At 72.9% G+C, this 21,408-nt stretch carries 19 protein-coding genes; 9 read left to right on the top strand and 10 right to left on the bottom strand.

From position 1 onward, the window contains the following. Positions 1–5: 5 nt before the first annotated feature. From ACFPYL_RS18955 to ACFPYL_RS18940, 4 genes are read left to right on the top strand one after another with little or no spacing between them, the layout of a single operon-like run. Positions 6–1,346, top strand: coding sequence for a glutamine synthetase family protein (locus ACFPYL_RS18955; protein WP_379157879.1), 1,341 nt, complete (start codon positions 6–8; stop codon positions 1,344–1,346). Further along, on the top strand, positions 1,346–1,702 hold the full coding sequence (locus tag ACFPYL_RS18950) for a hypothetical protein (protein ID WP_379157876.1): 357 nt from the start codon (positions 1,346–1,348) through the stop codon (positions 1,700–1,702). The genes ACFPYL_RS18955 and ACFPYL_RS18950 overlap by 1 nt, the downstream gene beginning before the upstream one ends. After that, the gene (locus tag ACFPYL_RS18945; RefSeq protein ID WP_379157873.1) at positions 1,699–2,406 is read left to right on the top strand and encodes a type 1 glutamine amidotransferase; all 708 of its coding nucleotides are present in this window, start codon (positions 1,699–1,701) and stop codon (positions 2,404–2,406) included. Before ACFPYL_RS18950 ends, ACFPYL_RS18945 begins: the two co-directional genes overlap by 4 nt. Beyond that, complete coding sequence (locus tag ACFPYL_RS18940) at positions 2,403–5,357, top strand: bifunctional [glutamine synthetase] adenylyltransferase/[glutamine synthetase]-adenylyl-L-tyrosine phosphorylase (protein WP_379157870.1); 2,955 nt, start codon at positions 2,403–2,405, stop codon at positions 5,355–5,357. The genes ACFPYL_RS18945 and ACFPYL_RS18940 overlap by 4 nt, the downstream gene beginning before the upstream one ends. 10 nt (positions 5,358–5,367) lie before the next feature. Here the strand turns inward: ACFPYL_RS18940 and ACFPYL_RS18935 are convergent, their stop codons facing one another. Further along, a complete protein-coding gene (locus ACFPYL_RS18935) occupies positions 5,368–5,772 on the bottom strand; it encodes a hypothetical protein (protein WP_379157867.1) in 405 nt (134 codons plus the stop codon). A gap of 106 nt (positions 5,773–5,878) precedes the next feature. Further along, positions 5,879–6,592 (bottom strand): response regulator transcription factor, encoded by a 714-nt coding sequence (locus tag ACFPYL_RS18930; RefSeq protein WP_379157864.1) that lies wholly within the window; start codon positions 6,590–6,592, stop codon positions 5,879–5,881. Between the two features lie 254 nt (positions 6,593–6,846). On the opposite strand from ACFPYL_RS18930, the gene ACFPYL_RS18925 reads away from it, so the two are divergent. Next, the gene (locus tag ACFPYL_RS18925; RefSeq protein WP_379157860.1) at positions 6,847–9,024 is read left to right on the top strand and encodes a glutamine synthetase III family protein; all 2,178 of its coding nucleotides are present in this window, start codon (positions 6,847–6,849) and stop codon (positions 9,022–9,024) included. Between the two features lie 87 nt (positions 9,025–9,111). Here the strand turns inward: ACFPYL_RS18925 and ACFPYL_RS18920 are convergent, their stop codons facing one another. Next, positions 9,112–10,383 carry a COG4705 family protein gene (locus ACFPYL_RS18920; RefSeq protein WP_379157857.1) on the bottom strand — a complete coding sequence of 424 codons (1,272 nt, stop codon included), beginning with the start codon at positions 10,381–10,383 and terminating at the stop codon, positions 9,112–9,114. An 87-nt stretch (positions 10,384–10,470) separates the two neighbouring features. On the opposite strand from ACFPYL_RS18920, the gene ACFPYL_RS18915 reads away from it, so the two are divergent. Then, on the top strand, positions 10,471–10,833 hold the full coding sequence (locus tag ACFPYL_RS18915; RefSeq protein WP_379157854.1) for a hypothetical protein: 363 nt from the start codon (positions 10,471–10,473) through the stop codon (positions 10,831–10,833). A gap of 4 nt (positions 10,834–10,837) precedes the next feature. Here the strand turns inward: ACFPYL_RS18915 and ACFPYL_RS18910 are convergent, their stop codons facing one another. The 7 genes from ACFPYL_RS18910 to ACFPYL_RS18880 are packed head-to-tail and all read right to left on the bottom strand — an operon-like array spanning position 10,838 to position 18,294. After that, the gene (locus ACFPYL_RS18910) at positions 10,838–12,307 is read right to left on the bottom strand and encodes an ArnT family glycosyltransferase (protein WP_379157851.1); all 1,470 of its coding nucleotides are present in this window, start codon (positions 12,305–12,307) and stop codon (positions 10,838–10,840) included. Beyond that, positions 12,304–12,996: a polysaccharide deacetylase family protein gene (locus tag ACFPYL_RS18905; protein ID WP_379157848.1), complete on the bottom strand. Its 693-nt coding sequence runs from the start codon at positions 12,994–12,996 to the stop codon at positions 12,304–12,306. Before ACFPYL_RS18905 ends, ACFPYL_RS18910 begins: the two co-directional genes overlap by 4 nt. Continuing rightward, positions 12,993–14,558: a GtrA family protein gene (locus ACFPYL_RS18900; RefSeq protein ID WP_379157845.1), complete on the bottom strand. Its 1,566-nt coding sequence runs from the start codon at positions 14,556–14,558 to the stop codon at positions 12,993–12,995. Before ACFPYL_RS18900 ends, ACFPYL_RS18905 begins: the two co-directional genes overlap by 4 nt. Next, positions 14,548–15,321, bottom strand: coding sequence for a polyprenol monophosphomannose synthase (locus ACFPYL_RS18895; RefSeq protein WP_379157842.1), 774 nt, complete (start codon positions 15,319–15,321; stop codon positions 14,548–14,550). Before ACFPYL_RS18895 ends, ACFPYL_RS18900 begins: the two co-directional genes overlap by 11 nt. After that, complete coding sequence (locus ACFPYL_RS18890; RefSeq protein WP_379157839.1) at positions 15,318–16,133, bottom strand: PIG-L deacetylase family protein; 816 nt, start codon at positions 16,131–16,133, stop codon at positions 15,318–15,320. The genes ACFPYL_RS18895 and ACFPYL_RS18890 overlap by 4 nt, the downstream gene beginning before the upstream one ends. Beyond that, on the bottom strand, positions 16,130–17,269 hold the full coding sequence (locus ACFPYL_RS18885) for a glycosyltransferase family 4 protein (RefSeq protein ID WP_379157836.1): 1,140 nt from the start codon (positions 17,267–17,269) through the stop codon (positions 16,130–16,132). Before ACFPYL_RS18885 ends, ACFPYL_RS18890 begins: the two co-directional genes overlap by 4 nt. Continuing rightward, the gene (locus ACFPYL_RS18880; RefSeq protein WP_379158161.1) at positions 17,269–18,294 is read right to left on the bottom strand and encodes a lysylphosphatidylglycerol synthase domain-containing protein; all 1,026 of its coding nucleotides are present in this window, start codon (positions 18,292–18,294) and stop codon (positions 17,269–17,271) included. Before ACFPYL_RS18880 ends, ACFPYL_RS18885 begins: the two co-directional genes overlap by 1 nt. Before the next feature lie 100 nt (positions 18,295–18,394). Here ACFPYL_RS18880 and ACFPYL_RS18875 point away from each other — a divergent pair, with 100 nt between their 5' ends. From ACFPYL_RS18875 to ACFPYL_RS18865, 3 genes are read left to right on the top strand one after another with little or no spacing between them, the layout of a single operon-like run. Next, entirely contained in the window at positions 18,395–19,432 is a 1,038-nt protein-coding gene (locus ACFPYL_RS18875; protein ID WP_379157833.1) for a phosphatase PAP2 family protein, read from the top strand. Next, positions 19,429–20,088 carry a response regulator transcription factor gene (locus ACFPYL_RS18870; protein WP_235547921.1) on the top strand — a complete coding sequence of 220 codons (660 nt, stop codon included), beginning with the start codon at positions 19,429–19,431 and terminating at the stop codon, positions 20,086–20,088. Before ACFPYL_RS18875 ends, ACFPYL_RS18870 begins: the two co-directional genes overlap by 4 nt. Beyond that, on the top strand, positions 20,085–21,398 hold the full coding sequence (locus ACFPYL_RS18865; RefSeq protein ID WP_379157830.1) for a HAMP domain-containing sensor histidine kinase: 1,314 nt from the start codon (positions 20,085–20,087) through the stop codon (positions 21,396–21,398). Before ACFPYL_RS18870 ends, ACFPYL_RS18865 begins: the two co-directional genes overlap by 4 nt. Positions 21,399–21,408: the final 10 nt, after the last annotated feature.

Below are 21,408 nucleotides of genomic sequence, written 5' to 3'. Positions count from 1 at the left end.
CTGCCATGGGTAAGCAGGAAGACTTCGTCCTCCGCGCTCTCGAGGAGCGCGACGTCCGGTTCGTGCGGCTCTGGTTCACCGACGTGCTCGGGTTCCTGAAGTCGGTCGCGGTGGCTCCGGCCGAGCTGGAACAGGCGTTCTCGGAGGGCATCGGCTTCGACGGCTCCTCGATCGAGGGCTTCGCCCGCGTCTACGAGTCCGACATGCTCGCCAAGCCGGACCCGTCGACCTTCCAGATCCTGCCGTGGCGCAGCGGCGAGGGCCCGTCGACGGCCCGGATGTTCTGCGACATCGTGATGCCCGACGGCTCCCCGTCGTACGCCGACCCGCGGCACGTGCTCAAGCGGACGCTGAGCAAGGCGGCCGACAAGGGGTTCACGTTCTACACGCACCCCGAGATCGAGTTCTACCTCTTCAAGGACGTCCCCGAGGACGGTGCGCCGCCGGTCCCGGCCGACCGGAGCGGCTTCTTCGACCACACGGCCCAGTCGATGGGCGCCGACTTCCGCCGCGAGGCGATCGGGATGCTCGAGCAGATGGGCATCTCGGTGGAGTTCAGCCACCACGAGGGCGGGCCGGGCCAGCAGGAGATCGACCTGCGGTACGCCGACGCGCTCTCGACCGCCGACAACATCATGACGTTCCGGACCGTCGTCCGGGAGGTCGCGCTGACGCAGGGACTGTGGGCGTCGTTCATGCCGAAGCCCTACACCGAGCACCCGGGCTCGGGCATGCACACGCACGTCTCGCTCTTCGAGGGCGACAACAACGCGTTCTTCGAGGCCGGCGCCGAGTACCAGCTGTCCAAGACCGGCCGCAGCTTCATCGCCGGCATCCTCAAGCACGCCCCGGAGATCAGCTGCATCACCAACCAGTGGGTCAACAGCTACAAGCGGATGCTGTGGGGCGCCGAGGCGCCGTCGTACATCTGCTGGGGCCACAACAACCGCTCCGCGATGGTGCGGGTCCCGATGTACAAGCCGCTCAAGGGGCAGTCGACCCGCATCGAGCTGCGCTCCCTCGACGCCGCCTGCAACCCCTACCTCGCGTACGCCGTCGTGCTGGCCGCCGGCATGAAGGGCATCGAGGATGGCTACGAGCTGCCGCGCGAGGCCGAGGACGACGTCTGGTCGCTCTCGGAGCGGGAGCGCAAGAGCCTGGGCATCGACCCGCTGCCGCGCAGCCTGTACGACGCCATCAACATCGCCGAGGGCTCGGAGCTGCTGGCCGAGACCCTGGGCGAGCAGGTCTTCGACTTCTTCCTGCGCAACAAGCGCGCGGAGTGGGACGACTACCGCGGACAGGTGTCGGCCTACGAGCGGGAGCGCATGCTCCCGGTGATCTGATGAGCGACGTCGCGATCTCCGACGAGCGCGCCAAGGGGATCCGGCGGCTGCTCTACGTCGTCCTCGGGTTCGCGCTCGTGCTCTTCCTCCTCGGCCTGCCGCTGGTCTTCGGCGACTACCTCCAGTACGGCCTGATCGTGCTCGGCATCGCTCTGGTGCTGGCCGTCCTCGGAGGCGTGGCGCTCCAGGCCGTGCGCGGCCGGACCGGTCCGGCGCGGAGGCTCTGCATCGTCACCGGCGTGGCGACCGTCGTGCTGTCGGTGCCGCTGATCCCGATCTGGATCGGCCTGCTGACCGCCATCACCGGCGTCGGGCTGCTCGTGGTGGTCGTCGCGCCCGAGCGGGAGCCGTCGTGACCGGGCGGCTCCTGGTCATCGAGCACGACGCCGACTGCCCGGCCGCGCTCATGGACGCCTGGCTCGCCGACGCCGGCTGCACTCTCGACGTGGTGCGGCCCTACGCCGGCGACCCGTTGCCGGACCTCACGTCGTACGACGGGTTCGTGGTGCTGGGCGGCCCGATGGGCGCCGACGACGACGCGAAGCACGACTGGCTCGGGCCGGTGAAGGAGCTGCTGCGCGAGGCGCAGGGCAACGGGCTGCCGACGCTCGGCATCTGCCTGGGCCACCAGCTGATCGCCTCGGCCCTGGGTGGTCGCGTCGGGCGCAACCCGCGCGGCCAGCAGGTCGGCCTGCTCGACGTCGGCTGGACCGACGCGGCCGCAGGCGACGCGCTGATGGGTCCGCTCGCCACGCCCCGGCGCGGGGTGCAGTGGAACGACGACCTGGTCCTCGCCCTGCCCGAGGGCGCGACCCTGCTCGCGGAGACGCCGTACGGCGAGGTGCAGGCGGTCCGGTACGGGCCGGCGATGTGGGGCGTGCAGCTGCACCCCGAGGTCGACGCCGCCGGGCTGGCGACCTGGGCCGACGAGGACCGCACCCGGCACGGGACCGTCGGCATCGACACCGACGCAGCCATCCGTGAGATCGACGCGGCCCGGGCCGAGCTGGACGAGGCCTGGCGGCCCCTCGCCACCGGGTTCGCGGCGCTGGTGCGATGACCCGGGCGGCGACCAGCAAGGGCAACCTGCTGCGACTGGGGTTCCAGGACCCCGACGCCGCCCTCGACGACCTGCTCCGCCTCGACGAGGCCGCGGAGCCGCTGCTCGCCCTGCTGGGTCGTACCGCCGACCCCGACGCGGCGCTCTCCGGGCTGCTGCGCCTGCGCGAGGTCGTCGACGACCCGGGCGCCCTCGTGGAGGCGCTCGTCGACGACGAGGGCACCGCGATGCGGCTGCTGTGCGTGCTCGGCGCGAGCGAGGCGCTCTCGGACCACCTGGTCCGCCACCCCGAGCACTGGCGCGACCTCACCGAGCCGTCGCTGGGCTCGACCCGGCCGGCGGCGTGGGCGATGCAGGAGGCGCTGCTTGCGGCCGTGACCGGGCTGCCGGACGCCGAGGCCGTCGACGCGCTGCGGGTGGAGTACCGCCGGCAGCTGCTGCGGCTCGCGGCCCGCGACCTGACCCACCACCTCGGCGTGGACGACGCCGCGGCCGAGCTGTCCGACCTCGCCGCCGGCACCCTGGAGGCCGCGCTGGAGATCGCCCGCCAGCGGGTCGGGCCGGGCGCCGCCACGGCCCGGCTGGCCGTGATCGCGATGGGCAAGTGTGGCGGCCACGAGCTCAACTACGTCTCCGACGTCGACGTCATCTACGCCTACGCCCCGGTCGAGGGCGCCGACGGCCCGGTCGACGACAACGCCGCGCTGAAGGCCGCGACCCAGCTCGCCAGCCAGCTGATGCGGGTCTGCTCCGACCACACGGGTGAGGGCACGATCTGGCCCGTCGACGCCAACCTGCGCCCGGAGGGCAAGGCCGGCCCCCTGGTGCGCACCATCGCCAGCCACCGCGGCTACTACGAGCGGTGGGCGAGCACCTGGGAGTTCCAGGCCCTGCTCAAGGCCCGGCCCGTCGCCGGTGACCTCGAGCTCGGTCGCGAGTTCGTCGAGATGACCGCGCCGATGGTGTGGTCGGCCGCTGAGCGCGAGGGGTTCGTGCAGGACACCCAGGCGATGCGGCGCCGGGTCATCGACCACATCCCCGCCCGCGAGGCCCAGCGCCAGCTCAAGCTCGGCGCCGGCGGGCTGCGCGACGTCGAGTTCGCCGTCCAGCTGCTCCAGCTCGTGCACGGCCGCGCCGACGACACGATCCGCGAGCCCACGACGCTGAGCGCGCTCGCCGCGCTCACCGAGGGTGGGTACGTCGGCCGCGAGGACGGCGAGGCGCTGCACGAGGCCTACGCATTCCTGCGCACCCTCGAGCACCGCATCCAGCTGCACGGCCTGCGGCGTACCCACGTGGTGCCCGACGACGAGGTCGCGCTGCGCCGCCTCGGTCGCAGCATGAACTTCCTCAAGGACCCCGTCGGCATCCTCGACAAGACCTGGCAGCACCACCGCCGCGAGGTCCGGCGGTTGCACGAGAAGCTCTTCTACCGGCCGCTGCTGACCGCCGTGGCCCGGATCCCCGGTGACGAGGCGCGGCTCTCGCCGGAGGCCGCCGAGCGGCGGCTGGGGGCGCTCGGCTTCGCCGACGCCCGCTCGGCGCTGCGCCACCTCGAGGCGCTGACCTCGGGTGTCAGCCGGACCGCCCAGATCCAGCGGACCCTGCTGCCCGCGATGCTGTCGTGGTTCGCCGACGCGCCCGATCCGGACGCCGGGCTCTTCGGCTTCCGGCGGATCAGCGAGTCCCTCGGCGCGACGCCGTGGTACCTCTCGACGCTGCGCGACGAGGGCCAGGTCGCCGAGCGACTGGCCCGACTGCTGGCGACCTCGCGCTACGCCACCGACCTGCTCGAGCGCGAGCCGCAGGGCGTCAGGATGCTCGCGGGCGACCTCCAGCCGCTGTCGGCCGAGGCGCTGACGGAGGAGATGCTGTCGCTGGCCGGCCGTCACGAGCCCGAGACGGCCGCCAAGGCGATCCGCGGCATCCGCAGGCGCGAGCTGCTGCGGATCGCGGCTGGCGACCTGCTCGGCCAGACCGACGTCGCCGACGTGGGCGCCGGGCTGTCCCGCCTCACCGACGCCACCCTGGAGTCGACGCTCGCGGTCGCGGGCCGGGTCGCCCTGGCCCAGCGGAAGCTGGACGAGGCACCCACCCGGATGGCCGTCGTCGCGATGGGCCGGTACGGCGGGTTCGAGCTCTCCTACGGCAGCGACGCCGACGTGATGTTCGTGCACGACCCGCTGCCGGGCGCCGACCCGCAGGTCGCGGCGTCGTACGCCCAGGCCGTCGCCAACGAGCTGCGCCGCCTGCTCGCGCTGCCGGGGCAGGACCCGGCGCTGGAGATCGACGCCGACCTGCGTCCGGAGGGCAAGCAGGGCGCGCTGGTGCGCACGCTCGACTCCTACGCGGCGTACTACGCGAAGTGGTCGAAGGTGTGGGAGGCGCAGGCGCTGCTGCGCGCCGACGCGGTCGTCGGCGACCACGACCTGCGGGTCCGGTTCGAGGAGCTGATCGCGCCGCTGCGCTACCCGCCCGACGGCATCTCGCAGGACGACGTCATGGAGGTGCGCCGGATCAAGGCGCGCGTCGACTCCGAGCGGCTGCCGCGCGGCGCTGACCCGCACACGCACCTCAAGCTCGGGCGCGGTGGCCTCGCCGACATCGAGTGGACGATCCAGCTGCTCCAGATGCGGTACGCCGGAGCCGTGCCGGGGTTGCGCACGTCGCGCACCATCGAGGCCCTCGCCGCCGCCCGCGAGGCCGACCTGGTCAGCGAGGACGACGCCGCCGTGCTGCAGCAGGCCTGGCGCCGCGTCAGCCGGGTCCGCAACGCCGTCACGCTGGTGCGCGGCAAGCCCGCCGACGAGCTGCCCCGCGACTTCCGCGAGCGCGCTGCCGTCGCCTCGATCCTGGGCTACCCGCCCGGCTCCTCCGACGCGATGGTCAACGACCAGCTGCGCTACACGCGGCTCGCGCGCGCCGTCGTGGACCGGGTGTTCTGGGAGTAGGGCCGGCGGATCACGCCTCGCCGGGAGGGTGGGCGTACCAACCCCCTCCGGGGATGATCCCGTCCGGGTGCTGCGAGGAGAGCTCCTCCAGGCGGGCTCGGCCTTCCGGCACCGGCAGCTCCGGAGCGTCGCAGGGCACGAGCTGGTAGCAGTCGTAGACGAGGTAGCGGAGGTCGGGTGGCTGCCCCAGCACGAGGCCCCGTACGTGGTGCGCGGCCGTCGCGACCACACCCCACGAGATCGACACGAGGTCGTCCCACTCGTCGGGCGTCATCACGATGTCGACGACCAACGGAGTGCCGTCGGCTCGTTCACCTCGGACGATCAGCCCGGACGGCTGACGCACGTCGACCGAACCGATCTCGCCGAGCGCGTCGACCAGCGTGAACCACCACGGGTCGACATCGGAGCTCATGCATCCGAGGATCCCACGCCGGTGCTGGCCGTGAGGACGTCATACGGATGGAGCGAATGGATGCACCGTCCGTATGACGTTGCGTGGGGCCGGTACGACGAGTCGCTCAGGTCTGGGGGACCGGCTCCTCCATGCGGTAGCCGACGCCCCGCACGGTGCGGATGTAGCGGGAGCCGCCGAGCTTGCGGCGCAGGTTGCCGACGTGGACCTCGACGACGTGGGTGTCGCCGATCCAGGGCGTGCCCCAGACGGCCTTGAGCAGGTCCTCGCGGGTGGCGACCTTGGCGGGGCTGCGCATCAGCTCGGTGAGCAGGTCGAACTCGGTGCGGGTGAGCAGCAGCTCCTCGCCCTCGCGCCAGACCCGGCGGGCGGAGATGTCGACGCGCAGGCCGCCGTACACGAGGACCTCCGAGGGGGTGCCGTCGGCGGGGACGCTGGGGCGCGGGCGGCGGAACATCGCGTTCACCCGGGCCTGGAGCTCGCGGAGGCTGAACGGCTTGGCCATGAAGTCGTCGGCGCCGGTCTCGAGGCCGAGCAGGCGGTCGATCTCGTCGGCGCGGGCGGTGACCATGATGATGTAGGCGTCCGTCGTCTCGCGGATCTGCCGGCAGACCTCGATGCCGTCGATGCCCGGCAGGCCGAGGTCGAGGGTCACCAGGTCGGGGTTCACGGTGCGCACGGCCTCGACGCCTCCGGGGCCGGTGTCGACCGCGGTGACCTCCATGCCGAGGTCGGTGAGCGTGTGTGTGATCAGCTCACGGATGTCGCGGTCGTCCTCGACCACGACGGCGCGCCGGACCGGCTGCGGAACTCCCTCCATGGGGACGGATGATGCCACGAACGCACCCGTTATCGTTCCGTGATCGGGCAGTGATCTTGTCGTTTTCTTGAGCCCGGCGTCTTGACCGGGTCGAGCAGGACCATAGCCGGCGCCACCCGTCGGCGGGTTACAGGCACGTGTCGAAATCGCGCTCCCGGCCGTCACGGTGCCGAAACAGCCCGGACACGTGACCCCCGTACGTTCCCGACCACCAGCCGTGGGGAGCGGCGTACGACGCAGGGAGCCCGAGTCACATGAGCGCGAACAAGGTCCGTCTGCAGGCGATCACCGACGTGGAGTCCTACGTCCCGCCCGCGATCAGCTTCGACCCCGGCGAGGAGCCGGGCGAGATCTTCGGCCAGAACGTCTTCAGCCTGAACGTCATGCAGAAGCGGCTGCCGAAGTCCGTCTACAAGTCGGTGCTCGGGACCATCGCCAAGTCGACGCCGCTCGACCCCGACGTCGCGGACGCGGTCGCGTCGGCGATGAAGGACTGGGCGCTGGAGAAGGGCGCGACCCACTACGCGCACGTCTTCTACCCGCTCACCGGCCTGACCGCGGAGAAGCACGACAGCTTCCTCGACCCGGTCGGCGACGGTACGGCGCTGGCGTCCTTCTCGGGCAAGACGCTGGTGCAGGGCGAGCCGGACGCGTCGTCGTTCCCGAACGGCGGCCTGCGCAACACGTTCGAGGCGCGCGGCTACACCGGCTGGGACGTGATGAGCCCGGCGTACGTGCTCGAGAACCCGAACGGCAACACGCTGTGCATCCCGACGGTCTTCATCTCGATGACCGGCGAGGCGCTCGACCACAAGACGCCGGTGCTGCGCTCCCAGCAGGCGATGGCCGCGCACGCCGAGCGGGTGCTCAAGCTCTTCGGCCACGACGACGTCGAGCGGATCGTGTCCTACTGCGGCCCGGAGCAGGAGTACTTCCTGGTCGACAGCCACTTCTTCCTGGCCCGTCCCGACCTGCTCAACGCCGGCCGCACCCTCTTCGGCGCGAAGCCGCCGAAGGGCCAGGAGTTCGACGACCACTACTTCGGCGCGATCCCCGAGCGCGTGCTCGGCTTCATGATGGACACCGAGCGGGAGCTCTTCAAGCTCGGCATCCCGGCCAAGACCCGGCACAACGAGGTGGCACCCGGGCAGTTCGAGATCGCCCCGATGTTCGAGCGCGCCAACGAGGCCTCCGACCACCAGCAGCTGCTGATGACGACCTTCCGCGCCGTCGCCAAGAAGCACGGGATGGAGTGCCTCTTCCACGAGAAGCCCTTCGCCGGCGTCAACGGCTCCGGCAAGCACGTGAACTTCTCGGTCGGCAACTCCGAGCTCGGCAGCCTGCTCGTGCCCGGCGACACCCCGCACGACAACGCGCAGTTCCTGGTCTTCTGCGCCGCGGTCATCCGCGCGGTCCACAAGTACGGCGGGCTGCTGCGGGTCTCGGTCGCCTCGGCGTCCAACGACCACCGGCTCGGCGCCAACGAGGCACCGCCGGCGATCATCTCGATCTTCCTGGGTGACCAGCTGGCCGACGTGTTCGACCAGATCGCCAAGGGCGGCGCGACGCACTCGAAGGAGCGCGGCACGCTGATGATCGGCGTCGACACGCTGCCGAACCTCACCCAGGACCCGGGCGACCGCAACCGCACCAGCCCCTTCGCGTTCACCGGCAACCGCTTCGAGTTCCGCGCCCCGGGTTCGCTCCAGACCGTCGCCGCTCCGATGGTCGTGATCAACACGATCATGGCCGAGGCGCTCGACCACTGCGCCACCACGCTCGAGGCGGCGATCGCCGAGGGCACCGACTTCAACGAGGCCGTGCAGGCGCTGCTCACGACGATCATCAGCGACCACGGCGCCGTGATCTTCAACGGCAACGGCTACTCCGACGAGTGGCCGATCGAGGCCGAGCAGCGCGGCCTGAAGAACCTGCGGACCACGGTCGACGCCCTGCCGGAGCTGGTCTCGGACGAGGCGATCGAGCTGTTCGCGACGTACGGCGTCTTCAACGAGCGCGAGATGCAGAGCCGCTACGAGGTCGGCATCGAGCAGTACTGCCTGACCGTCGGCGTCGAGGCGAACCTGACCCTCGAGATGGGCACCACGATCGTGCTGCCGTCGGCGCTGCGCTACCAGACCGAGCTCGCCCAGAACGTCGCCGCCCTCACCGCCGCCGGCGTCGAGGCGGACGTCGCGACGCTGCGCGCGGTCTCGGCGCCGATCGCCGACCTGCGGGCCGGGCTCGCCGACCTGGCGTCCGCGATCCACGCGATGCACGACCTGAGTGGCCTGGATGAGGCGACGTACGCCCGCGACAACGTGCTGCCGGCGATGCTCGCCGTACGGGAGGCGGCCGACACCCTCGAGGGCCTCGTCGCCGACGACCTGTGGTCGCTGCCGACCTACCAGGAGATGCTCTACATCCTCTGATCCCGGGCGCCGGCCGCTCGACCCGGCCCGCTCCCGTACCGACACCGGCTCCCTCGTCACTTCCCGACGAGGGAGCCGGCGTCGTCCTCAGCCGAGCGTGGCCAGCAGGTCGTTCAAGGCCTGCTGCTCGGTGGCGGGGTCCGGGTGGGACGCCCGCACGGCCGAGAGGACCGGGTCGATCTGCTGGTCGACGTACGTCCACGCCTGGCAGTCCTTGCCCTGCAGCGAGTCCTGTTCGTCGTCCCACGCCGTCTCGAGGTCGGTGGCCCGACTGGAGGCACCGGCGTCGTCCCCGGACTCCACCAGCGCCAGCGTGTCGGTGGCGATGGTGCGGTAGTTGCTCACGGACTCCGCTGGAAAGCTGGTGGCGACGTGCTCCTTCGCCTGGCTCTGGTTCAGCGGCGACCCGGAGCAGCTCGGCGCGCTGCCCTCCTCGGCGGCCAGGGCGCTGGTGTGCGGCTGCTGGTTGGCCCAGGCCAGGAGGCCGAGCGTGGCCAGTCCGACCGCGACCAGCACGCCCAGCAGTGCCTTCTGCCGCTCGGGTCGGGCGTAGCGTCCGGTCGGCCGGGCGTCGTGGCCCTCGATGACGTCGGCGCGCGAGACGCTCAGGTAGATGACGGTGCCGAGGATCGCGGCCAGGAAGACGATGCTCGTGGCGAACGTGCCGAGCCCGAGGCCCTTCTCGCTCGACGGGGTCGCGAGCCAGTCGCCGATGTTGGCGCCGAGCGGCCGGGTCAGGATGTAGGCGAGCCAGAAGGTGAGGACCTCGTTGGCCCCCAGCCGCCACACGAGCGTGACGATGCCGATGAGCGTGAGCGGCAGCAGCACCGACTTGCCGGGGCCCCAGCCGGTCAGCTCCAGGGTCCAGTCTCCGGCAGCGGTGCCGAGGGCGAAGGTCACCAGGACCGCCAGCCAGTAGAAGGCCTCGCGCGGGACCGTGACGATGCTGTGGATCGACAGGGTCCGCTCACGCGCCCACCACACCCCGAAGACGACCGCGAGCAGCGCGGCGAACACCGTGGTGCTGAACCAGAGCGGGACGCCCAGCTGGTCGGTGAGGATGTCGGTGTAGAGGGTCCCGGTGACGCTGACGACGACGACCGTGAGCCAGTAGGGGAACGGCACGTAGCGGCGCAGGCGCATCTGCACCGTGAGGACCACCGCGAAGATCCCGGTGAAGAGGATCGCCGTGTTCACGAGGCCGACGCCGAGCGTCATGTTGATCCAGTCGGCGAAGCTCTCGCCGACGGTCGTGCAGAGGATCTTGATCACCCAGAACCAGATGGTTACCTCGGGGACCTTGTTGAGCATCTGGCGAGCAACGTCGCCGCGTTCGACTGTCGTCGGGTGCTGGGTCATGGTGGCACCTTTGACTGCGGAGCCTGCCGACAACCTGACCGGTCGCAGTCAGGTGCGCGGCAGGTGCCCACGCCTAGCGTCCCGTGGATGGTCCCGGTCTACGAGTCGACGGCGCTGCTGGTGCTGATGGCCGTGCTGGTGGCCGAGCACGGTGTCGGCGTGCGCCTGGGAGCGGGCGCCGACTGCCTGGTGGCCGCGGTCGGCGCGGCGACGTACGTCGAGGGCGTCCACCTCTCCGCGGCCGTGGTGGCGCTGTGGCTGGCCGTCGCGGCCACCGCCGGCGATCAGGTCGCCCGGCTCGGCGGCACGCCGCCGCAGCGCGACCCGCTCCACCTCCTCGGGCGGGCCCGCACGACGGCGACGTACGCCGCCGCGTCGGTCGCCACCGCTGCGGCGTGGACCACCGGGCTGGTGGTCGTCGGCCGGGTGGTCGTCGCGACGCTGGTGTAGGCCGCTACCGCAGGTGGTAGACCCGGTAGTCGCCTGCCACGTCGACGAGCCGGTACTCGCGGTCGAAGACCGGTTGCGCACGGCTCGCGTCGACGCCCCACGTGGCGAGGGAGGTGCCGTTGACGACCGCCCAGGTCGGTGCGTGCGGTCCGGCGATCACCCGGGTGAAGTCGGCGAGCCTCGGGTCGAGCACCCGGACCGGGAGGCTCCAGAGCTGGGGGTAGGGGCTGTCCAGGCCGGCGGCCTCGAGGATCGCCGGGTTGCCGAACCCGACGACGCCGGTGTCGCCGGGCGCCTTGTGAGCGGCGAGGTAGCGGGAGACCGAGACGTCGGAGGGGACGGTGCTGTCGTGGACGGCCAGGCCAGCGGTCGACACGATCCCCGCGACGGCGGCATACGCGAGCCCTGCGACGAGGAGGCGACGACGGGCAGGCCGGTACGCCGCGACAGCGCTCGCCGCGAGCACGAGGCCGGGGACCAGTCCGAGCAGGTAGTGCAGCCAGTAGCTGCCGCCGAACGCGATCCCGATCACCTCCCAGCCGAGGACGGCGGTCGCGAGGACCCGGAGGTCGGGTCCGGTGACCGGGCGGTGTCCCCTCGGCAGGAAGGCCGCCAGGAGGACGACGATCGCACCGCTCGCGAGGAACGACGTCGCAAGGGCAAGGGCCCGGTGGGACGTCGCCGGGCTCGACTTCGCCGAGATCACCGAGGCGGCCTCGGCACGGAAGGTGACGACCGCGTGCCACAGCCCGATCGGCCCGGTGCCGTGCGCGGCGGCCCAGGCGAGCGCCACCCCGAGGCAGGCGACAGCGCCGAGCCCGACGTAGGCGATCGCGTCGACCGCGTCGCGCGCCCGCCGGTGGGTGGCGAGCCACAGGACCGCGACGCCGGCCAGGACGAAGCCGTCGGCCATGCTCTGCTTGACCAGCACGGCAGCCATCGCCGTCGCACCGGCGCCCGCCCACCACCGCCAGCCGGGTCGCTGCAGCGCCTCCAGCGTGCAGAGCACGCTCGCGAGCACGAACGGGACCGCCAGCAGCTCGCCGTCGACCTCGCTGGCCCCGAAGAGGGGCGTGGTGACGAAGACCGCGGCCGTCGCGGCGACCAGCACCGGGGCGCGGCGTACGCCGGGGGCCGCGACGCTGCCGATCCGTCCGGCGAGCAGGACCGACACCATGACGGCCAGGAGCCCGATCACGCGGAGGGCGAGCAGGCCGCCGCCCAGGTCGGCCAGCCGGAAGACGGCGATCAGGAGCGGTGGCCGGTCCACCCAGTAGTCGCCGTACAACGAGGTGCCGGGTGACCACTGCGAGGCGACGAGCAGGAAGCCGCCCTCGTCGGAGGAGAGCGGGCGGGCGAGGTTCGGCAGCCAGAGCAGCGCGGCGACGGCCGCGACCAGGGCGACCGCACCCCGCCGGGGGACCAGCCCGGTCGGGTCGGGTGGACGGACCGGGTGGGCCAGGACGGACGTCATGCGGGCACCCGCTCCGGTCGCAACCCGTGCGCACGCAGCGGGCCGACGTCGGCGCCGGTCGCGGCCCAGCGCGTGAGGAGCAGCTCGCTCGCCGCCAGGGTCCGCCGCCACGAACCGGCTGCTGCGGTCCGGTCGGTGTCGTGGAGCAGCAGGGTGCCGCCGGGTCGCAGGGTCCGGTCGACGGTGGTGACGATGCGGCTCGGGGTGGCCCGGCGTTCCCAGTCCCGGCCCCAGGCCGACCAGAGCACGGTGCGCAGCCCGGTGTCCCGTGCCGCCGCGAGCGCCGCCGGGCTGAGGACGCCGTACGGCGGGCGGTACCAGCGGACGGGCGCGCCGATCAGGTCGCCCAGGATTCCGGCGGTCCGCCGCACTCCCTCGCGCAGCGCGTCGGGGCGCTCGCGCAGCACGCACCGGTGGTCCCAGCCGTGGACCGCGAGCTCGTGGCCGGCCGCGGCCATCTCCCGGACCAGTACGGGGTGCCGCACGGCGTGCTCGCCGAGGACGAAGAAGGTGGCGCGCTGGCCGGTCCGGTCCAGCAGGCGCAGGAACGCCGGCGTCGAGACCGGGTCCGGCCCATCGTCGTACGTCAGCGCGATGTGGGGTGTGGGGCCGATGCCGGCGAGCCCGGGGCGGACCCGACGCCGAAGCGGCCCGACCCCGGCCACGAGCACGTTGACGGCGGAGCTCATCCGGCCACCGCCAGGGGAGCACCCGAGAGTGCGCCGACGAGGTCGGGTGCCGCGGTGACCGGAAGGGCCGGAGCGCCATCGGCCAGCACGGCGCGGGCGAGCAGCAGGGGCAGGGCCTCCGGGTCGCGCGCCCACGGGGCGAGACCGGACGCCTCCAGGGCGGCGGCGTTGGTCTCGCCGTGGCCGGGCAGGCAGCGATAGCTGAGCAGGGGTACGCCGGCGGCGAGCGACTCGAGGGTGGTGAAGCCCCCGGCGTTCTGCACGACGCAGCTGCTGGCGCGCAGCAGGTCCGGCATGTCGCTGCGCCAGCCGAGCGAGACGATGCCGGGGTGGGCGTCCAGCCGCCGCCGCAGCGACTCGTTGTGTCCGCAGACGACGACGGGCACGGCCAGCCCGGTGGCGGCGATGTCGAGCGCGGACCGCTCGAGGTCGCCGACGCCCTCGGAACCGCCGACCACGAGGGCGATGTCGGCCTCGACCGGGAGCCCGAGCCGCGACCGCAGGTCGGCGGCGCTCTCGGACGACCGGCGCAGGCACGACTCCGGCAGCAGCGGCTGGATGACGGTGGTCCGGCCGCCCAGGTGTCGTGCCTGCGCGGCCGTGACCTCGTGCAGGGCCAGGTGCAGGTCGATGTGGGGGTGCACCCACAGCGGGTGCACCGATGCGTCGGTGAGGTAGGTGACCGCGGGGACGGACAGGCGTCCGGTCGCGCGGAGCCGGCCGAGTGCCTGGCTCGCGAACGGGTGGGTGGAGATCACGAGATCGGCCTCGGCGACGCGCTCGAGGATCCGGGTGCCAGGGATCGCGAGCAGGCGGGCCGCGAGCCGGTGTGGCCGGGTGCCCGGCTCGAGCCGACGCAGGATCGCTCCCCAGGACCCGGGGACGATCCGCAGCTGCAGGACGTACGCGGACCGGAGCAGCCGGCCGAGCCCGAGGGGGAAGAGGTCGACGACGTCCCAGGTGCGGACGTGGTGGCCGGCGGTCGTCAGACGCTCGGCGATCTCACGGGCGGCGGCGTCGTGGCCCGCCCCGTAGCTGCCGGTGACGACGTGGACGCGCTGGGGCTCGTCCCAGGCGAGCAAGGGCGGCGCGACGGGCACCGGGGTCGCGCGTGGCTCGGGGGCGGTGTTGAAGACGAAGCGCCGGTAGGACCAGTAGCGGAAGGCGGTGCCGAGGCCGAGGCCGATCACGTTGGCCGAGATGTTGTCGGCGAGCGGGCTCGTGAAGCCGAGGACATCGTGGCTGAGGACGAGCGTCGCGACGGCGATGCCGAGCCCGATCAGGTTGAGCACGACGAAGGTGATCACCTCGCGGCGGGTGTCGCTCGAGCGGTCCCGCCAGGTCAGCAGCCGGTTGCCGAGATAGGTGACGACCATGGCCACGCAGACGGCGAGCACCTTCGAGACCGCCGGGTCGAGGCTGCCGGTCAGAGGTTGCCCGCGCAGCCAGTTGAAGGCGAGGACGTCGACGACGTACCCGGCGCCGCCCACGGCCAGGAAGGTCAGGACCTCGCGGCTCGGGAGCAGTCGCCGAGCGCGGGTCGACCCGGCGTCAGGCGGCACTGCCGGCCTCGACGGCGCGGGCGGGGCCGGCCACGCCCGCGATCTCGCGGGCCCGCCACTGCAGGACGCGGACCAGGGCCTCCTCGGCGACCCGCCGCGACATCTTGGAGGCGCCGGCGCGGCGCTCCGTGAAGGTGATCGGCACCTCGAGGACCCGGGCGCCGGCCCGCTCGGCGCGCCAGGTGCTCTCGATCTGGAAGCAGTAGCCGCTCGACTCCGAGTCGAGCACGCCGAGGTCGAGGAGGGCGGTCGTGCGCCACGCGCGGAAGCCGGCGGTCGCGTCCCGGGTGCGGAGTCCGAGCACCAGGCGGGCGTAGCGGTTGGCGCCCGTCGAGAGGAGCCGTCGCCCGGTCGTCCACCCCGCGGTCGAGCCCCCGAAGACGTAGCGGGACCCGATCACCAGGTCGTGCCGGAAGAGCGCGAGCACCATGGTCGTGATCCGGTCGACGGGGTGCGAGCCGTCGGCGTCGACCTGCACGACCGCGTCGTACCCGCGCTCGGCGGCCCACGCGAATCCGGCCCGGTACGCCGACCCGAGTCCGTCCTTGCTCTCCCGCGACAGCAGGTGCACCCGGCGCCCGAACGCCGGGTGCCGCCGGACCAGCATCCCGGTGCCGTCGGGGCTGCTGTCGTCCACGACGAGGACGTCGGCGTCGATCTCGGTGGTCGCAGCGAGCGCCTGGTCGAGGAAGGCCTCGATGGTCTCCGCCTCGTCATAGGTGGGGACGACGACGAGGCAGCGTCGCGCGGGAGTGGTGGTCATGGTGCGAGAGTGGCGCCGGGAACCTGCCAGGCACCTGACCGTCGGAGGCTGGCGAAGATGTCGTCGTCCAGGTGCTCGCCAGGCCGTCGTCCGACCTCGCGGAACCACTCGCGGCCGAGGACTCGCCGGGCCAGCGGCTTCGGGAGGCGGAGCAGGAGGGCGAGCGTGCGGGGCCCTCCGCCGGCCTGTGACGCGTGGGCCCGGAGGGCGGCGAGCTTGGCGTCCAGGTGGGCGCGTACGTCGACCTCGTGGGTGAGGTCGGCACGTGCGGTGAACGCACGGCTCGTGTCGGGCAGCTCCGGCACGGGCACCACGCGCGACAGATGTCGGAGGGTCCGCACCACGCGGTCGATCAGGCCGCGGTCGAGGGTCGCCTCCAGCACGACCGGGGTGCCCGCCAGCTCGGCCGCGCGCCGCCCGACCCGGTGCACCTGCACGTGGTCCGGGTGGCCGTAGCCGCCGGCCGCGTCGTACGTCGTCAGGACATCTGCCCGCTCCGCTCGCAGGATGTCCGCCACGCGGTTCGCGGCCTCGTCGAGGTCGACCTCGGCGAACCGGGAGTCGCGGTAGCCGAGCACCTCGACCCGGGCGATGCCGAGCGCCGCCGCGGACGCCGCCAGCTCGCGGGTGCGGCGCTCGGCGAGATCGGCCAGCTCGAGCGGCGAGGCCAGGCCGGCCTCGCCGGCGGTCGCCACGACCAGGACCACCCGATGTCCCTCCGCCGCGGCGCGGGCGAGGGTGCCGCCGGTCAGCAGCGCCTCGTCGTCGGGATGCGCGTGGAAGGAGACCACGGTGAAGCGGGCGCCGGTCATGCTGCGCTCACCCGGGCCAGGCCGCGGACGGGCATCCGCGCCGTGGCGGCCGCCTGGGCGTACAGCTCGTGGGTGCGACGGCGGGCCTCGACCCAGTCGTGCCGCGGGGGCACGGTCGCGTTGTGCTGCGCGATCCGCTCGCGCAGCGACGCGTCGGTGACCAGTCGGGCGATGTGGGTGGCGAGCATGCCGTCGGTGGCGCCCAGGAGTCCCTCGCGCTCGTGTTCGACGAACTCGGTGACGCCGCTCAGCGAGCTGGCGACCACCGGCAGTCCGGCGGTGCGGGCCTCGAGAGCGGCGATGCCGAACGACTCGAGCTCGGCTGGTGCGACGAAGACGGAGGCATCGGCCAGCACGCTGCGGATCTTCGTGCGGTCGAGGCGGCCGGGCAGCTCGACCCAGTCGTCCATCCGGTGCCGTCGCAGGAGGCGCTCCAGGGCGGGTCGTTGCGGGCCGTCGCCGACGAGCACGGCCCGCAGCGGTACCTCGGCCGGCACCCGTCGGCGTACGTCGAGCAGGATCCGGGCCAGCGGCAGCGTGCGCTTGGTGCGCGTCATCCGCATCACGCTCACGACCGTCGGGACGGCGGGTGGGCCCGGCACGCCACCCGGCCGCCAGGACGCCGGGTCGACGGCGTTGGGCAGCACGTGCACGGGCGTGCCGGGGCCGAGCATCCTGCGCAGGGGTGCGGCCGCGGTCTCGCTCACCGCCGACCAGGCCAGCGGCCAGGAGCCGAGTCGCAGCAGGGCGTGCGCCGTTGCGGGCAGCGGGCCGAGACGCGACCACATGGAGTGGACCGTCACCAGCGTCGCGAAGCCGAGCCACGAGGCACGCCGGGCCGCGGTCGAGGCGAACGGCGACAGCACCGAGACGTGCACATGGACGACGTCGGGGGTCAGGTCCTCGAGCAGTCGACGCAGGTCCGCGTCGGCACGGACCAGCCCGCCCAGGGGGCCGGTGGCGGCTTCGACGCGGTGCACCCACGGCTCGTCGACGACGTCGGGTGCCGCTGGTGTCGTCGTGATGACGTGCGGGTCGTGGCCCTCCGCGCGCTGGTGCTGGACCAGGTCACGCAGGTGGATCTCGATCCCGCCGAGACGCGGGAGGTAGCAGTCGCTGACGTGGACGATCCGCATCACGCCACCGCCTCGACGGGTCCGGTCGCGGATCGGCGTCGGAGCCAGAGCCACACCGCCAGCCCGGCACCTCCGACCGGGATCTCCAGGCCGTAGGTGAGCGCGCGGTAGAGCAGCACGCCCGCGACGACGCTCGCCGCCGCGCCGCCGAGACCGATCAGGGCTCCGGTGAGGCCGACCTCGACGACCCCGGCCCCGCCCGGGGTCAGACCGGCCAGCGTCAGCAGGCGCTCGACGGCGAACCCGGCCAGCACGGCAGCCGGTGCCAGCGCGGCGCCGGTGACGGCGAGGCAGGCCCAGAGCAGAGCGAAGAGCAGTGCCGTGTAGAGCACCATGCCGAGGCTCAGCCGCATCCACCGAGCCCGTACGACGGCGCTGCAGGTCGCCTGGAGATCGACCAGCGCGGCGCGCAGGCGCACCCGGCGCGAGGAGCGCGCCACCCGCAGCACGCCGTGCGCCGCGCGCTCGAGGAGGCCGCCGACGAGCCCGGCGACGGACGGCCCGGAGAGCACCGCGACGATCGCCGCGCACGCGACGGCGAGGCCGACGGAGGCGAGCATCGCGGGGCCGAGAACGGGCCCGATCGAGACCCCGGTGGCGAGGGCGATGACGGGGACGACGGTCAGGGGGAGCGCGAGCTTGGCGAGCACGTCCCAGACGTTGGTGATCACGGTGAAGGCGGCGAACTGGTCGACGCCGTACCCCCACTGCCTGGCCATCCGCCCGTTCAGCGCGATGCCGGCGGCGCCTCCGAGCGGCAGCACGTTGGCGACCGCGCTGCCGGTGAGGCTCAGCGTCAGCGCCCGGCGGTGCGTCAGCGTCGGCAGGGCGGCGGTCAGCGTGATCGTGTGGGACAGCAGTCCCAGCGCCCAGAGGCCGACCAGCCCCGCGAGCTCCAGCGCTGGGATGGCGGCGACCACGGTCCAGGCGCTGGCCCAGGGAACGCCGGTCGCCAGGGGGAGCACCACGGTCAGCAGGGCGAGCGCGAGGCAGACGCCGAGCACCCAGCGTCCGGTCGTCGTCATGGTCACGCGCCCAGGGTCGGGCGCGCTTCCTGAACGCCACCTGACTGTCTGGCACGTCCTGGTCAGGCGGGCTGCAGGTCCGTGGCACGAACCTCTGCGGGTGCCCGCCCTCCTCTCGCCCGTCCCGCGCTGGCTCCTGCGGATGTGGGCGATCGCGCTCGTGTTCGCCCTGGTGACGCTCTGGCGCTCCTCCGTGGTCGGGATCCCGGTCCGCGACCCGGGTGGAGAGATCTTCCGGGTCCGGATCGCGATCACGGCCGGGACGTTCGCGGTGCTCGCTGTCCTGGACGCCGTACGACGGGTGCCGCGCGGGGAACGCGCACCCGGCCCGGTGCTCGAGACGCTGCGGCGTCGCTGGCCCGCTCGGCGTCTGCTCGTCGCGGCGGCCGCGCTGCTGGCCTACCACGTCGTCTATGCGAGCTATCACAACCTGAAGAGCTGGGACGTCCTCAACGCACCCCGCGACCACGCGCTGACCCGTGTCGACCAAGCGCTCTTCCTCGGCCACTCGCCAGCGGTGCTGCTGCACTCGGTGCTCGGTGAGCACTGGTCGGCGTACGTCCTGGTGGTGGTCTACGAGTCGTTCCCGACACTGGTGTCGATCGCGTTCGTCGCCGCCGTCGTCGGGGTCGACCGCCTGCGCGACGGTGCCGTGTTCCTCGCGTCGGCGATGTGGGTGTGGATCCTCGGCGTGGCCACCTACTACCTGGTCCCGTCGCTCGGTCCCTTCGACGACCGGCCCCAGGACTTCGCCGGTCTGCCGCACACGATCGTCACCACCACGCAGGCCGCCTACATGGAGCAACGCGCCCACCTGCTCGCGGACCCGTCGGCCCATGACGCGTTCGCCCAGGTGTCAGCGTTCGCGAGCCTGCACGTCGGGGTCACGACCGTGATCGTGCTGATGGCGGTCTACTACGGCCTGCGGCGGACCGCGGCCGTCCTCGCCGGATACCTCGTGCTCACCGTGGTCGCGACGGTCTACCTCGGCTGGCACTTCGTCGTCGACGACGTCGCCGGGCTGGCGATCGGGATCGCGGCGGTCGGTCTCGGGATGCTCACCGTCTACCCGACCCGCCGCTCCCGCCCGGGCGTTCAGGCTGTTGGCAGGTTGGCGGGTCGAGAATGGGCGGCATGATCATCGGAGTGTGCGAGGACGACCCGGCCATCCGCCGGCTCCTCGCCGAGGCCCTGCGCTTCGCCGGGCACGAGACGGTGATGGCGCACGACGGCGGCGAGGCGCTGAGGCTGTTCGGCGCCGACAGCGGCATCGACGTGATGGTCGTCGACATCGGGCTACCCGACTCCGACGGCCGTGACGTGTGCCAGGCGCTGCGCTCGGCCGGCCAGAACGCGCCCGTCCTCTTCCTCACCGCCCTCGGTGCGACCCACGACCGGCTGGCCGGCTTCGGTGCCGGCGGCGACGACTACGTCGCGAAGCCGTTCGAGCTCAAGGAGCTGATCGCCCGGCTCGAGGCGCTGGGCCGCCGCGGCCGGCCGCCGCTGTCCACGACGGCGGGCCTCGACCTCGACCCAGCCCGCCACGCAGCGCGTACGCCGTCCGGGGAGGTGCTGCTGACACCGACCGAGTTCCGGATGCTGGCCGCGATCACGTCGCGGCCCGACGAGGTGGTGCGGCGGCGTACCGTGATCGCGGCAGCCTGGCCGGAAGGAGCCGTCGTGGCCGAGAACACCGTGGACTCCTTCATGCGCCGGATCCGCACCAAGCTCGAGTCCATCGGCTCGCCGGTCTCGATCGAGACCGTGCGCGGCGTCGGGTTCCGCATCCGGTGAGGTGGCCACGCCCGCCGCGCTCCTTTCGTCGGCAGATCATCCTGCTGACCGCCGGCATCACGGCGGTGGCGATGCTGCTGCTCGCGCTGGTCGTGCAGGTCGTGCTCGCCCGGATCACCAACAGCGACGTCGACCGGGTCCTCCAGGACCGCGCCGACGCCGTCATCAGCTCGGCGACAACCGGCTCGTCCGGTGAGCTCGTCGTCCCCAGCACCCAGCTGGACGCCGGGGTCGCGGTGTACGACGACCAGGGCACCCTCGTCGCCGGCGACCCGCCCGACAGCCTGAGCGAGCACTACGCCGACCTCGCCACGGTCGACACGCGCACCGTCGAGACCCACGCCGAGCACGGCCGCATCCTCGCGGACCCGTTCACGGCCACCGGTGGCGCGTCCGGCGTGGTGATCGTGACCGAGCGTCTGGAGCCCTACGAAGAGGCCGAGCGCCTCGCGCTGATCGTGACCCTGGTGACCGGACTGCTGACGACCATCGCGGCCGCCGCGATCGCGGCCTGGACGACCCGGCGCGCGCTGCGCCCGGTGACGGTGATGGCGGAGACCGCCGCGGAGTGGAGCGAGCACGACCTCAGCCGGCGCTTCGACCTCGGCGAGCCCGACAACGAGCTCACCGCCCTGGCGGCGACCCTCAACCAGCTCCTCGAGAAGGTCGCCTCGGCGATCCGGTCGGAGCAGCGGCTGACCTCGGAGCTGGCCCACGAGCTGAGGACCCCGTTGACGACCATCCAGGGGATGGCCGACCTGATCCTCCTGCGCGACATCCTGCCGGGCGAGACCCAGCGCGACGTCGAGGAGATCTCGGCCGCCAGCCAGCGGATGTCGGCGACGATCACCGCGCTGCTGGAGCTGGCCCGCAACGAGGCACAGATCGTGACCGCGTCGCACTGCTCGCTGGCCGAGGTGCTCCGCGACGTCGCCGAGCACGCCGGCACGGGTGAGCGGACGCTCGACGTCGACGTCACGGATGCGCGGCTCGGACTGCCGCACGCACTCGCCGTCCGGGCGGTCAGCCCGGTCGTCGAGAACGCCCTGCGGTTCGCCCGCGCGCGCGTGCACGTCACCGCCCGGGGGACGTCGGGTGCGATCGAGATCTACGTCGACGACGACGGACCGGGCGTCGCGCGCGAGGAGGCCGAGCGGATCTTCGAGCCGGGACGTACGTCGGCCTCCGGCTCCGGCGCCGGGCTCGGGCTGGCGATCGCCCGCCGGATCGCGCGCACGGTCGGCGGTGACGTCGCGGTGGCACCGGACGACGTCAGCACCAGGTTCGTGATCCGGTTGCCGCGCGGCTAGGACCGGGTCG

The sequence above is a fragment of the Nocardioides hankookensis genome (assembly GCF_042658885.1).
Taxonomy (GTDB): Bacteria; Actinomycetota; Actinomycetes; order Propionibacteriales; family Nocardioidaceae; genus Nocardioides; species Nocardioides hankookensis.
This window is presented reverse-complemented; position numbering and strand designations above follow the sequence as displayed.